General features: G+C 52.1%; 15 protein-coding genes. 7 read left to right on the forward strand and 8 right to left on the reverse strand.

Translation table 11 applies throughout. The features are described from left to right. The first annotated feature begins 39 nt into the window (after nt 1-39). Nucleotides 40-489 carry a TIGR03668 family PPOX class F420-dependent oxidoreductase gene (locus ACYOR7_RS02340; RefSeq protein ID WP_294803768.1) on the forward strand — a complete coding sequence of 150 codons (450 nt, stop codon included), beginning with the start codon at nt 40-42 and terminating at the stop codon, nt 487-489. 21 nt (nt 490-510) lie between these two features. Here ACYOR7_RS02340 and ACYOR7_RS02345 read toward each other — a convergent pair whose 3' ends face one another. Then, nucleotides 511-1,443: an LLM class F420-dependent oxidoreductase gene (locus tag ACYOR7_RS02345; RefSeq protein WP_294803765.1), complete on the reverse strand. Its 933-nt coding sequence runs from the start codon at nt 1,441-1,443 to the stop codon at nt 511-513. Between the two features lie 146 nt (nt 1,444-1,589). On the opposite strand from ACYOR7_RS02345, the gene ACYOR7_RS02350 reads away from it, so the two are divergent. Further along, on the forward strand, nt 1,590-1,802 hold the full coding sequence (locus ACYOR7_RS02350; RefSeq protein WP_479913005.1) for a hypothetical protein: 213 nt from the start codon (nt 1,590-1,592) through the stop codon (nt 1,800-1,802). 173 nt (nt 1,803-1,975) lie between these two features. On the opposite strand, the gene ACYOR7_RS02355 is transcribed toward ACYOR7_RS02350, so the two are convergent. From ACYOR7_RS02355 to ACYOR7_RS02375, 5 genes are all read right to left on the reverse strand, one after another. After that, nucleotides 1,976-2,692, reverse strand: coding sequence for a hypothetical protein (locus ACYOR7_RS02355; protein WP_294803762.1), 717 nt, complete (start codon nt 2,690-2,692; stop codon nt 1,976-1,978). A 249-nt stretch (nt 2,693-2,941) separates the two neighbouring features. Further along, nucleotides 2,942-3,637, reverse strand: coding sequence for an ArsR/SmtB family transcription factor (locus tag ACYOR7_RS02360; RefSeq protein WP_479913006.1), 696 nt, complete (start codon nt 3,635-3,637; stop codon nt 2,942-2,944). 96 nt (nt 3,638-3,733) lie between these two features. Further along, nucleotides 3,734-4,084: an iron-sulfur cluster insertion protein ErpA gene (erpA, locus tag ACYOR7_RS02365; RefSeq protein WP_294803756.1), complete on the reverse strand. Its 351-nt coding sequence runs from the start codon at nt 4,082-4,084 to the stop codon at nt 3,734-3,736. Between the two features lie 72 nt (nt 4,085-4,156). Then, a complete protein-coding gene (locus ACYOR7_RS02370; protein WP_479913007.1) occupies nt 4,157-4,921 on the reverse strand; it encodes an FKBP-type peptidyl-prolyl cis-trans isomerase in 765 nt (254 codons plus the stop codon). A 22-nt stretch (nt 4,922-4,943) separates the two neighbouring features. Continuing rightward, nucleotides 4,944-5,258 (reverse strand): hypothetical protein, encoded by a 315-nt coding sequence (locus ACYOR7_RS02375; RefSeq protein WP_479913008.1) that lies wholly within the window; start codon nt 5,256-5,258, stop codon nt 4,944-4,946. A gap of 88 nt (nt 5,259-5,346) precedes the next feature. Here ACYOR7_RS02375 and ACYOR7_RS02380 point away from each other — a divergent pair, with 88 nt between their 5' ends. The 3 genes from ACYOR7_RS02380 (at nt 5,347) to ACYOR7_RS02390 (ending at nt 7,145) form a co-directional block, all read left to right on the forward strand. Further along, nucleotides 5,347-6,018, forward strand: coding sequence for a dihydrofolate reductase family protein (locus ACYOR7_RS02380; RefSeq protein ID WP_479913009.1), 672 nt, complete (start codon nt 5,347-5,349; stop codon nt 6,016-6,018). 57 nt (nt 6,019-6,075) lie between these two features. Then, nucleotides 6,076-6,489 (forward strand): SRPBCC family protein, encoded by a 414-nt coding sequence (locus ACYOR7_RS02385; protein WP_479913010.1) that lies wholly within the window; start codon nt 6,076-6,078, stop codon nt 6,487-6,489. A gap of 260 nt (nt 6,490-6,749) precedes the next feature. Beyond that, a complete protein-coding gene (locus ACYOR7_RS02390; protein ID WP_479913011.1) occupies nt 6,750-7,145 on the forward strand; it encodes a hypothetical protein in 396 nt (131 codons plus the stop codon). 216 nt (nt 7,146-7,361) lie between these two features. Here the strand turns inward: ACYOR7_RS02390 and ACYOR7_RS02395 are convergent, their stop codons facing one another. Both ACYOR7_RS02395 and ACYOR7_RS02400 read right to left on the reverse strand, forming a co-directional pair. After that, on the reverse strand, nt 7,362-8,507 hold the full coding sequence (locus ACYOR7_RS02395; RefSeq protein WP_294803740.1) for a pyridoxal-phosphate-dependent aminotransferase family protein: 1,146 nt from the start codon (nt 8,505-8,507) through the stop codon (nt 7,362-7,364). 35 nt (nt 8,508-8,542) lie between these two features. Then, nucleotides 8,543-9,061, reverse strand: coding sequence for a dihydrofolate reductase family protein (locus ACYOR7_RS02400; protein WP_479913012.1), 519 nt, complete (start codon nt 9,059-9,061; stop codon nt 8,543-8,545). Between the two features lie 151 nt (nt 9,062-9,212). Between ACYOR7_RS02400 and ACYOR7_RS02405 the strand changes: the two genes are divergently transcribed. Together ACYOR7_RS02405 and ACYOR7_RS02410 are read left to right on the forward strand one after the other, a co-directional pair. Next, on the forward strand, nt 9,213-11,474 hold the full coding sequence (locus ACYOR7_RS02405) for a CDC48 family AAA ATPase (protein ID WP_479913013.1): 2,262 nt from the start codon (nt 9,213-9,215) through the stop codon (nt 11,472-11,474). Nucleotides 11,475-11,549: 75 nt separating this feature from the next. Continuing rightward, nucleotides 11,550-12,620 (forward strand): M24 family metallopeptidase, encoded by a 1,071-nt coding sequence (locus ACYOR7_RS02410; protein WP_479913014.1) that lies wholly within the window; start codon nt 11,550-11,552, stop codon nt 12,618-12,620. Nucleotides 12,621-12,649 lie beyond the last annotated feature (29 nt).

Raw genomic sequence — 12,649 nt, forward strand, 5'->3', positions numbered from 1 at the left:
ACTTTTATGAGCTAGGCACCGTCTTGTAGATAGAGAGCTATGGATGACGATGTCCTTGTTATAGCCCCTGATGTCAAAGAACTTGTTGAAAGAGCCAGAGTTGCAAGGCTAGCAACAGTGGATTCAGAGTCCCGGCCTCACTTGGTGCCCGTAGTATTTGTGTTTGACGGCAGCTGTTTCTTTGTGCCGATAGATGAAAAGAAAAAGACGGTCAAGCCGGAGAAACTGAAACGGGTTAGGAACATACAGGGTAATCCTAACGTCACCCTGCTCATCGACGAGTATTATGATGATGACGACTGGACAAGGCTGGCCTTTGTAATGATACAGGGAAAGGCATCGATAGCAAGCAAAACGCAAGGAGGCATACGGTTGCAAAAAGTCTACAAAAAATTGATTGCGAAATATCCCCAGTATCAAAAAGTAGGGCCGGGTGAATCTTGCATCGTCATCCGGCCGGAAAAGGTAACGTCGTGGCGCAACTCTTGATTCCAGTACGTTTGCGTTTGCCTACCTGGCAAACCTAGCGAGCTGTTTTGTTATCTCCATCATCTTTTTCACGTCCTTGCCCACAGAAGTAAAGGCGTAACCGAATATTATGTGGTCTACTCCCTCTATCGCTTTAATCCGCTCTATGTCGCTTCCAATCTGGTCGATGGTGCCGGTCATGGGCCACCTCTGCTGCTGGTTGGAAGAAGAATCTATCACGTTTGGATATGACAGCACGAACGCGCGGATCTTTGATGGGTCTTTGCCTGCCTTTCTTGCGCCTTCCCTCAAGCCGCCTACCGCCTGTTCAAGCTGTTCCAGCGGTCCGAATCCTGCAATGGGCAGCCAGCCGTCTGCATAGTTTACTATCCTAGAGATCACCTTTGGGCTGAACCCGCCGAGAAGCACCGGGGGATGCGGCTTTTGCACGGGCTTGGGACCGATTCTTGAAGCCGGTATGTTGTAGAACTGGCCCTTGAACTCGACCACGTCATCAGTCCATATCCGCTTTAGCGCCTGCAAAAATTCGTCTGCCCTTGCTCCCCTCTGGTTGTACGGCACGCCGGACACCTCGTACTCGTCTTTTGACCATCCGATGCCGAGGCCGGCGATAGCCCGCCCACCCGAAAGGACGTCTAGCGTAGCAAACCTTCTTGCCAGCACGACGGGATTGTGGAAGAGCATGTCAATAAGGCAGGTTCCTAGAGAAATTTTCGTAGTGTTTCCTGCTACGTAGGTGAGAGTTTCAAGTGGGTCAAGCACGTTCTGGTATTCTGTTGGAAGGGAACCGTCAGGAGTCGCAACGTATGGCGTCTGCGGCTTTAGCGGCCACAGGAGGCGCTCAAACACCCAGACAGAATCGAGACCCTCCTTTTCTGCTTCCTTTGCTACATACAACACGTTTTCTTTGGTAGCGTGCTCTGTAACTTGCGGCAATAATATTCCGACCTTCATATCTGTACATGCAAAAGCCGTAGCAGCTATAATAAGAATTTTGGAAATTACTTTATTTTTTTTTACAGCTGTTATCTGCTGATTCGATTACGCGACATAAAAAGCGGTAGCTAAAGACTCAAAAGAATAATACTCGTGAATATTATGTGAAAATGCTTACCGACTCTAGTGACAGTTCTAGTTCTGGTGCTACTGATACTATAGATGACAAGATTGCTTATCACGAGGAGCTGGAACATATCGCTACTACGGCAGGAGACTTTACAAAGGCAGAGCACCACAGGAAGATGCAAGAGATTTACAAGGCTATCCAAGAGGCAGTAACCGCTGAAGCTGTTCGATCTAAAAGTCGCGACTAGACTCTAACATGAGCATCGGTGGCAACACTCGGTGTACGAGTCTAAGCGATAGTGGCAGACATGAATCTGGTCAATGTGATTTGTTGTGTATGTATGCAATTACTTCTCTCCTCTAGTCCTTTACTGCATCTTGTCATACACAGGATCAAAAAACATGACGACTATTCATCATCTCATGGCTGGCCAAAAACCACCAGTGTGCCACCCCAAGCATATAGCCAACCTTCAGTGTTGCAACCGCCGAGCCTAGTTATCGGTATCAGCGTCAGGGAATGTTTGCCTTCGGGGATACCTTGCAGCGTTATAATTCCTGTATCGAGTGGAAGGGGTGGAGACCTGCCTTCGTAGCCTAACCAGCGGGTTACACCTACAGTCTTGCCGTCGACTTTTACCACTGCTTTGATATCTGCACACTGGACAACAGATGGCGTGGCGTCGTCAGAAACGTCATCGAAGAATTGGAATTGCAGCGTCCGTGTCTGATTTACATTTACAAGATTTGTCACCACCAAAGACCTTGGAGAAGATCCTTCAGACTGGCTGCCTCCACTTTTTGTAAATTGAATGACTTTCTGTGCATGAATTGCGTCAATACTTGCTGGACAACATAGTGCCGCTATACTGTCTTCCAAGCTGACTCCTGGTTGTCGACCACTCAAAATAGGAACGGCGGCAGAAGAAGACGCTTCTGCTGTTGCCATCGTCGTCGTTGTTGTTGCGGCATTGGCATTCTTTCCAATCGTAAATGCAGGAACTGGCAGTTGCAGCATCGACATGCCAGTGGAGGACAAGAAGAACAGTGAGGCACCCAGTATTATTGCCACTGCTGCAATCGACAGAACCGCAATTATCTTCTGACTAGAACAAGCTTTCTTGGAGTTGCCAGTCACATCATAGTTACGTTAAGCTGAGTATAAGCATTGTTGACTATTGATCAGCAAGTAAATGATGACTTTGCTCTTTTTGTTTTGAACGAGGCCGGTTAGTTAGTCATGACATCGTCTTGTCGCTGATATGGAGAAACTGTTCATACTCATCACTGCGCTGCACGCAGGCACTCTTGGCACATTAGGCAACGTCAAAGTCAGCGCGAGCGTACAGAAAACCCCTGCCAGAAAAGCAACTCTGCTTGTCACTTTTCATCGCTGGCCACCTTCAAGCTCGCTTTCGGCAAGCAGGACCAAAACTCGTGCCCCGTTTTCCGTTATGGAATAGTACCTCGCGGTTCCGATTACGTTCCTTTCCTCGACAAGCCTAGCCTCAAGCAGCATCTCGACGTGGTTGTCCACAGTCTTCCAGTCGACTCCAAGCTCGTTTGCAAGCTGGAGCTTGTTCTTTTGCTCGCTCTTGACTGCTTCGAGAAGCTTTTGCCGGGTCGGGCTCCCGCGCATTTTTGCGACCAGCTTGAACATGTCATAGTCGTAGCCCTGCTTGCTCCACTGCGCCCTTACCCTTCCCCGCCAGATGACGGTCCCTGCTACCGCGCCCCACGTTATGGGAAGGGTGAAAGGCGCATACTCGTACACTGCCTTTGCTGCCGGGTGGTCAAGTGGCCCTGCCGGCTCTGCATCTGCCAGAGTCACGGCAAATTTGTTTCCGTTTACCTGACTTTTGTCTCCACTCCGCTGGCTTGGCGACAATGTCGGGTTTCCGGACAGTTGCTGATTTGCGTCAGGGTTTGTAATGATAAGTTTGGTGTTTTCTTGAACGTTGGCATAGTTCATTGTATGAAACGTGTCAGTCACAACCTTTGCAACGACAATGGCCGTGATGCAGATCGCAATTATTGCCAGAGCCACAAATATGATGTCGATTATGCGCTGTGTAGCAAGCAAGTGTGTGATGCAAATCCGTCTCTAGGGTGTTCTAATAAGGTTTTACCCAAACGAGAGCGACTAAAAGAAGAAGGAAAAGAGAGAGGAGGAGAGTTTTTACTCTGTGCTGAACGAGTGTCCGCACGAGCAGCTCTTTGTGACGTTCGGGTTATTGATCTTGAAGCCGGAACCCATCAGGCTCTCGACATAGTCGATGCTTGCGCCTTTCAGGTACCTCTGGCTGTAGCTGTCAACAAGAACCTTGACGCCGTTCTGCTCGATGACGCTGTCGTCCTCGTCGGCCTTTTCTTCAAAGCCCATGCCGTACGACAGGCCGGAGCATCCGCCGCCGGTGACGTAAACCCTAAGAAAGAGGCCAGTGTTACCCTCCTGCTTCATGAACTCGGCGACCTTTTCTGCCGCCTTGGGGGTTACTGTTATGCTTTGTACGTGTTGAGCGCTTTCCATGCTGCCTAAAAGTTGGGTTTTTTAATATAATAAGTTTTTGCTACTGTAAGAAGGGTAAAAAGGGGAGGGCTGTTACTTGGCCGCTTCTGCCTTGGCTGCCTCGGCCGGTTTTGCCCCTGCTTCTTCCTTCTTTTCAGCAGCAGCTGCCGCCGGTTGTGGGGCTGCATAGTTCTCTACGAACTTGACATTCTTGACGGCCGGCACGAACTTGAAGACATCGTTTGCGACTGCCCTCTTTATTATCTGCAAGCCCTCTGCCAGGTACGTCTCTTCCGGCAGTTCCATTTCCAAGTTTGCGCCAGACAGGTTGAACTTGATCTTGCTGTCCTCTATCGGAATCCTGCGCTTTATGAGTGCAGTTACCTTGTCGTTGTCAGTGTCAAGCTTTTTGATGATGTTTACGTCGTACACGAGTGTCTTGCCCGCAAGGCGGTGGTTGAAATCGACCTGCAGCCTGCCAGAGCCGACGTAGCGAATGATCCCTGTCCTGTCGTCCAGTTCCACGACGTCGCCGACGCGGACCTCGTCTGCCTTGTCGCCGAGCTTGCGCTGCGGAATCATCCTCACCTTGTTTGGGTCGCGCTCGCCAAAGCCCTTGTCCGGCGTGACTTCGATATTCATCTTGTCGCCGACACTTGCCTTTGCCAGCGCCTCGTCGAGGCCCTTTAGCACCCACGCCTCGCCGACGGAGACGAGCCTCGGCTCGTACTTGCGGGTCGGGTCGTAGAGGTCTGTCTTTTTCGCCTCTTCTTCGCGAGTAGTCTCAAAAACCTCGTTAGTGTCCTTAACTTTGGCAGTGTAATCTAGCAATACAAGTGAACCCTTTTCCAAAGGCATGAATTGCGAGACGGTTTCTACCTTATATTAATCTTGACGGGTGGTTGATCCTGAAATAATTGCCTTGTTGAATTGGAATATTTTGAACGTGGGTCGGAATATATTCCATGAAAACGCGGGTGCATAAGGCCGGATTTTGAGCGTGCATAATTGCATAAAATGAGCACGTATCTGCATAGACCTCCGATTCTTTTCCTGTTTTCTGCTTTGCAATTGCGGTAATGCTTTGCAGGTACGCAGTTAAAAGAAGTAATTTTGGCAGGAGTGAGAAGATGAGAGCATAGACAAATTCAAAAGCCATAATTAGAGTGGTGCGGGCTGCGGCGGCGCTTGGCAAATTTTCTCCCCTTGGGGAGTAACGCCTTTTATGTCATCTACTATAATTCAAACATGAACAAAAAACTCGGCTTACAGGAGGAAATAAAATGAGAAAACTAAATGTCCTGTCTTTCCTATCGCTCGACGGTGTGATGCAGGCTCCGGGCGGTCCGGAGGAAGACACTACAGGAGGGTTCAAGCATGGAGGCTGGGTTGCCGGATACTCTGATGACTTTATTGGCAAAGTGATGGTCAAGCAAATGAGCAAACCCTTTGAAATGTTGCTTGGCAGGAAAACGTACGAGATATTTGCGGCTCACTGGCCATACATGAACACTAGCGAAGATCCATTTGCAGCCATAATTAACAACGCTAAGAAATACGTAGCTTCAAAGACGCTTACAAAGCTCGACTGGAGCAATTCCGAACTTGTCAAGGGCGATGTCTGGAAAGAGATCAAAAAACTAAAGGAGCAGGATGGGCCAGACATACAGGTTCACGGCAGCGGCAATCTTGTCCATACGCTTTTAAAGCACGACCTTGTCGACGAGCTCTGGCTAAAGATATTTCCTGTCACCCTGGGCGCTGGCAAGCGGCTGTTTGCAGGCGGCGCGATTCCAGTTGGATTCAAACTTGTTGAAGGCGAGATTTCGCCAAGCGGAGTTATCGTCGCCTCGTACGAACGTGCGGGCAAAGTCAAGACAGGATCGTTTGGGCTAGAGACTCCAAGCGAGGCAGAGCTTGCTCGCCGAAAAAAGCTCAAGGAAGAAGAGGGATAAACTTACTCCCCTTGGGGCGCAATTCCTTTTATGCAATTTGCAATAGGGTGCATATATATGAAAAACGCCATTACCGTACAAACCGTAGTGAACGCCCCCGTGGAAAAAGTATGGGAGTGCTGGAACAGGCCGGAACACATCACTGGCTGGGCTTTTGCTTCGGACGACTGGGAGGCACCGGCCGCTGAAAACGACCTGCGCGTCGGAGGCAGGTTCAAGACCACGATGGCCGCCAAGGACAAGAGCGCGAGCTTTGATTTTGGTGGCGTCTATACTAGCGTCAAAGAACACGAACTGATAGAGAACGATATGGACGACGGCCGGCACGTAAAGGTAGAATTTGCGGATTCGCCTCAAGGAGTGAAAATCACAGAGACGTTTGAACCAGAGAACACGCATCCAGAAAACGTGCAGCGCTCAGGCTGGCAGGCAATCCTAAACAACTTTAAAAAATACGCCGAGGCTAACTAACTATAACACATTAATCATTGAGAGCAGATAGTCTTAAAACAAAAAAGGAAAAGCTGTAGAGGACATATATATGCACACACATAGAATGGCTTTGAAAAAACCCTCTTGCAATAGTTCAGGACGTGGTTCTCCATATAATGTTGGAGCAGAAAACTTGCATGAATGCTTTTTGTCATGGAGGCTATGGCATGACCCACTGTAAGACTCGATAGAACATGGCGTAGTACGCCTTAAATCAATCCCGCCGATACCTCTACTTTATGCAAGGCGATCTCGTATTTGATGAGAAAGGCAAGGTGACGGGCAGGAGGGTGCTGGATGCAATGACGATGGAAGTGTCGTTTGAAACGAAAATCAAGGTCAAAGGGGTTGACGGGGTAAACATGGGCACATACACCTCGACCATGATGCAGGACGGCTTGATGTACGGCCAGGGACAGGGATGCATGATGTCTAACGACGGCCAGATGGTCACTTGGAAGGGAAACGGCATGGGCAAGCTCATCCAGAATGGAAAGATCAGGTTTGCGGGAGCTATCTACTTGAGTACGCAGTCCAAGGGCTCGCTTGCGTCACTGAATGGCGTCGCAGTCGTTTTTGAGCACGAGGGCGACATGGAAGGGAATGTAAGCTCCAAAGGCTGGGAGTGGAAGTAAGTAAGTAACTCAACTCGCCTGCTTTCTCTTTTTTTCTTTTCAGGGCGCATATGCAGCTTGCGCCAGTACCCACTAGTGTACTACGAACGCGCATTTGACTCGCTTGAAAAACAAGCCGGAACCTACATTACCATTTTGTAGTTGTGGGGAATTGGAAACGCGCGCACGCACACATAAAGAAATGGCCCTTTGTGTAAAAAGAGGAGAAAAAGGGCTCTAGTTGAGCGCCTTGAGCCTTTCCAGTGCGACAGACGTGGCTTCTGGGTTTGCCTTGACGCCTATCATGTTCATTGCAGAAGCGATTGACGACAGCGTCCTCATGACGTGGTATCTGTGCACCTCGCCCATGCAGCCGACCCTGAACACCTTGCCCTTTAAGTCGCCAAAGCCGCCGGCGACGAGAACCTTGAACTGCTCGCCGAGCAGGCCCCGGAACTTTTTGTCGTCCATCCCCTGCAAGTAGTTGACTGCGATGACGACGTTGCTCCTTGCGTCCGGCTTGGCAAACGGGGTCAGGCCCATAGCGTTGAGGCCGGCGTAAAAGGCGTCGGCGCATATCTTGTGGCGCCTTATCCTGTTCTCCATGCCTTCTTCGAGTATGATGTTGAGAGCCTCGCGGAACGCATAGTATAATGGCAATGCAGGCGTGAACGGCGTCTCAAAGTGCTCCTCCTGGTACTTGAAGTAGCGTTTCAAGTTGAGGTAAGCAGTGGGAGGCGGGTTTTCCTGCATGTATTTCTTGGCTCTTGGGCTCACCGACACCGGCGAGACGCCCGGAGGTGCTGCAAGCGCCTTTTGCGATGCAGTGACGCAGACGTCGATGTTCCACTTGTCCACCGGGAGCTCGTCGCCTCCGAGGATTGAAACGGAATCGGCGACAAAGAACGCGCCCTTGCGTGAAGCAAGCTCGCCCAGCTTGTCCATGTAGCGGATTGTGGTGCCAGTCGAAGTCTCGTTGTACACCGCGTACAGCGCCTTGATGTCCTTGTGCTGGTCGAAAACCTTCTCAAACTCTTCGTACGGCGGGTTTTCGCCAAACGGAGCCTTTATCCTGATCGCCTGGCCGCCCCAGCTGTCGATGAGGTCTGCAAGGCGCGTGGAGAACTCGCCGTTGACCGGGATGACTGCCTTGTCGCCTTTTTTTATGAGGTTGACGACCGAGGTCTCGACCGCGCCGGTGCCCGAAGTCGTGAGGAGCACCACGTCGCCGGTGGTCTGGAAGACCTTCTGGGTCTTTTCAAATATCTCCTTGTATAGCACGCGGAAATCGTCGCTCCTGTGGTTTATCACAGGCGCAAGCATGGCGTTCATCACCCTGTTGGGCACGTTTGTAGGACCGGGAAGCATGACGAGGTATTCCATGAGCGGGGGAAATGGCGCGCTGGCCGATATTTAAATCAACAAGACAGTAGTAGTAGTTCGTAGCGCATCTGGAGCAGGCCGTTGTCGTACCTGACGAGGTCGAGCAGTTTCATATCAGCCTGTTTTACTCTGTTGAACATCGGTATGCCACTTCCCAGGATGGTCGGATGCACCGCCACGATTATCTCGTGCACCAGGCCGGCGTCAAGCAGGATAGAGTTTATCTCGGCGCCTCCGACAAGCCAGATGTCCTTCTTGCCTTCCGAGGATACGAGGTCTCTTGTGACGCCGACAACGTCAGAGGAAAACTCGACATTGCGGTATCTCTCACCCAGGCTTCTGGTGAACACGTAGCATTTCTTGTCCTTGTACGGCTGCTCCTCGAATTTCAGCGCAGTCTCGTAGGTCTTTCTCCCCATTATGGCAGTGTCGATTGAATCATAGAATTTTGCATAGCCATAGTCGCCGTCCGTAAACAGCCAGTCGACTCTTCCGTCGCTCCTTGCGATGTAGCAGTCAAGACTTGAAGCGATGAACAGCTTTACCTTCCGCATGGAACCTGAAAAGCAGGACGGACTAATAATTACCGCAGCGCCGGGAAAACCGTAACTCATTAGATAAATAAACGCCAAAGATAGCCGTGGTCGACAACAACAACAAGCGTGGCTGGAAACGCGAAATCGTTGCTCTGGAGGTCATCATCAGATGATGCCTTCTTCTTCTGACAATAATAACAAAGCGAGCCTGAAGGTGGCAGAGGCAGACGCCCGGGACGCCGGGAGAAAGATTGCAAGGATAGACCCCGAGGTGGCCGGAAGGCTTGGCATAACAACCGGCGACGCGGTAGAGATCACCTCCCCTGCAACCAAGAGGAAAACCACAGTCCTGAACTGGCCTGCGTACCAGAGGGACAACGGAAAAGAACTGATAAGGATTGACGGCTATGCCCGAAACAAGCTCGGAATAGGGATAGGCGACACCGTTGATGTCAAAAAGGTGGAGGCAAAGCCAGCGCAGAGCGTCGCGCTTGCTCCCACGGAACCCCTGCGCATTCTGGGCGCCGAAGTCTACCTTGCAGGCTTTTTGCAGGGACAGCTCGTCACAAAGGGAGACACGATTCCGCTCAGCATCATGGGTCAGCGCGTTGATCTAGTCGTCATCTCGACAAACCCCTCGGGGCCTGTCATCATAGAGCAGTCGACAGAAGTATCGATATCAGAGGAGAGCGCCAAGGCGGCAGCCGCGGCCAAAGAAGCCGGCATCCCGGCCATCACGTACGAGGACATTGGCGGCCTGCGCGGCGAGGTGACAAAAGTCAGGGAGATGATAGAGCTCCCCCTGCGCCACCCGGAGCTTTTCAGGAGGCTTGGAGTCGAGGCGCCAAAGGGCGTCATACTACACGGCCCGCCCGGAACAGGCAAGACCCTGCTTGCAAAGGCGGTGGCCAACGAGACGCAGGCCAACTTTTACTCGATAGGCGGGCCGGAGATAATGAGCAAGTTCTACGGCGAAAGCGAGGAGAGGCTGCGCAACATCTTTCAGGAAGCGCAAAAGAACGCGCCGTCGATAATATTCATTGACGAACTGGATTCCATCGCCCCAAAGAGGGAGGAGGTCAGCGGCGAAGTCGAGCGCAGAGTGGTGGCGCAGCTCTTGTCGCTGATGGACGGGCTTGCCGCAAGGGGCAAGGTAGTGGTAATCGGCGCCACCAACAGGATAAACGCTATTGATCCTGCGCTCAGGAGGCCCGGCAGGTTCGACAGAGAAATAGAGATTGGAGTACCGGACAGGGACGGCAGGCTGGAGGTGCTACAGATCCACACAAGAGGTATGCCTCTTGACAAGGACGTGAACCTGGAAAGACTGGCAGACATCTCGCATGGCTTTGTCGGGGCCGACCTGCAGGCGCTGGCAAAGGAGGCCGCCATGCGCGCCCTGCGTCGCGTCCTTCCGGAAATCGACGTATCCGCGGAAAGCATCCCCGGCGAAGTGCTAAACAAGATTATAGTAAAGATGCAGGATTTCCTGGACGTGGCAAAGGAGATGGAGCCTTCTGCCATGAGGGAGGTGTTTGTCGAAGTCCCGGATGTCAAGTGGGCCGACGTGGGCGGCCTAGAGGGCGTCAAGCAAGAGCTGCGCGAAGCCGTGGAATGGCCGCTAAAGTACCAGGAGCTTTTTGAATATTCGGACGCGACTCCGCCAAAAGGCATCCTGCTGTACGGGCCCCCGGGCACCGGCAAGACCCTTCTTGCCAAGGCTGCGGCAAACGAAAGCGAGGCCAACTTTATCAGCATAAAGGGGCCAGAGCTTTTGAGCAAATGGGTGGGAGAATCAGAAAAAGGCGTCAGGGAGATATTCCGAAAGGCAAGGCAGGCTGCGCCTTGCATCATATTCTTTGACGAGATTGACGCCATAGCTCCTATGCGGGGAGGCAGTTTTGGCGACTCGCATGTGACAGAGAGGGTGATAAGCCAGATGCTGACAGAGCTTGACGGCCTAGAGATACTGGCAAACGTCGTGGTGGTAGCCGCTACGAACCGGCCCGACATCATCGACCCCGCGCTGCTTCGCCCCGGCAGGTTTGACAGGCTGCTGTACGTTCCGCCGCCGGACAGGGAATCTAGGTTACAGATAATCAAGATCCACACAAAGAAAAAGCCGCTTGACAAGGACGTCGACGTTGAAAAACTGGCAGGCGACATGGACGGCTACACCGGCGCAGACATTGCGTCGGTCGCCTCTGCTGCCGTCATGCTTGCACTGCGCGAGCATATTGCAAAATACAAGGGCGACGCCAAGGAGGCGGAAAGCCACTCCAAGGACCTGAAAGTAAAGATGCAGCATTTCAGAGAAGCGATGGCCAAAGTGAGACCACTGTCGTCACAAGAGCTGGACATGTACCGAAATATTGCAGAAAAGTTCGGGATGCCGTCAAGAGTCTCTTCCGGGGCAGCATACGCCGGGTAGAGGCTCATCCGTCGCAACAGCATTTTTTCTTGGCAACGTTTTATAAAACTGGGCCTTTAATCGAGGCATACATATATGATGATGAAAGAGCGCAGGTCTCGACTTTTGCAGCATGCCGCAAGGGCCGGCTGCGACGCGGTGGCGGCGTTTGAGTCTGAAAACGTGTTTTACCTCACCGGCTTTTGGGGCGAGGCAATAGCGGTATGCACCGAGAGCGGAACCAAGCTCGTAGCGCCGAAACTGGAATACTCGCGAGCGCAGCAGTCGTCGGTAGACTGCGAGGTTATTCCTACAGAGAGGGGAAGCGAGCTCTTGACCACGTTTGTTTCGCAGATTAAGAACAAGAAAACGTGTACTGACTGCAGCGACTATGGCACCGTTGAGCAGGTGAGGAAGCTGCAAGGAAACATTATCGTCTACACCGAGCCGTTCTTTCTGACGCGCAGGATAAAGGACGAGGCCGAGATGAAGGTGATAGCAAGGGCATCGCGCATACTCGACAAACTGTACGAGGTCTGCGCAGACGAGATAAAGGCAGGCATGACAGAACGCGACTTGCAAGCAAAGCTCGTCTACGAGGGGCTAAGGATGGGAGCAAACCCGCCTTCGTACAAGTCGACTCTGAACCCGCTGATAATAGCAGGCGGGCCAAACGGCGCGCTCCCGCACGCCGAGGTAACCGGCCGCAAATTCCGCAGCAAGGACATGATAGTCGTCGACCTGACGCTGCGCCACCAGGGCTACATTGCGGATGCTACGCGCACGTTTGCCCTGGGCAAGCCGACTGCAGAAATGATAAAAGTCTATGAAATAGTGCAAGAGTCGCAAAAAGCCGGCCTCGACGCCGCGGTGGCAGGCGCCACGTGCGGCCAGGTCGACGCGGCGTGCAGGGACCTGATAAGGGAGCGCGGCTATGAAAAGCAGTTCATCCATTCCACCGGCCATGGCATCGGCCTTGACGTGCACGAGCCTCCTTGGGTGCGCTCGAAAAACGATGAGGTGCTGCAAAAGAACATGGCAGTGACGGTGGAGCCGGGAATCTACCTCGGGGGCAAGTTCGGAGTCCGGATAGAGGACAGCATACTTGTCACCGACGGAAAACCCAAGGTGCTAAACAGGTTCACAAAGGACTTGGTAGTGCTGTAAATAGACAGCAACGGTAAAGAAGCTGCACG

This window comes from Candidatus Nitrososphaera sp. 86-2, assembly GCF_056726185.1.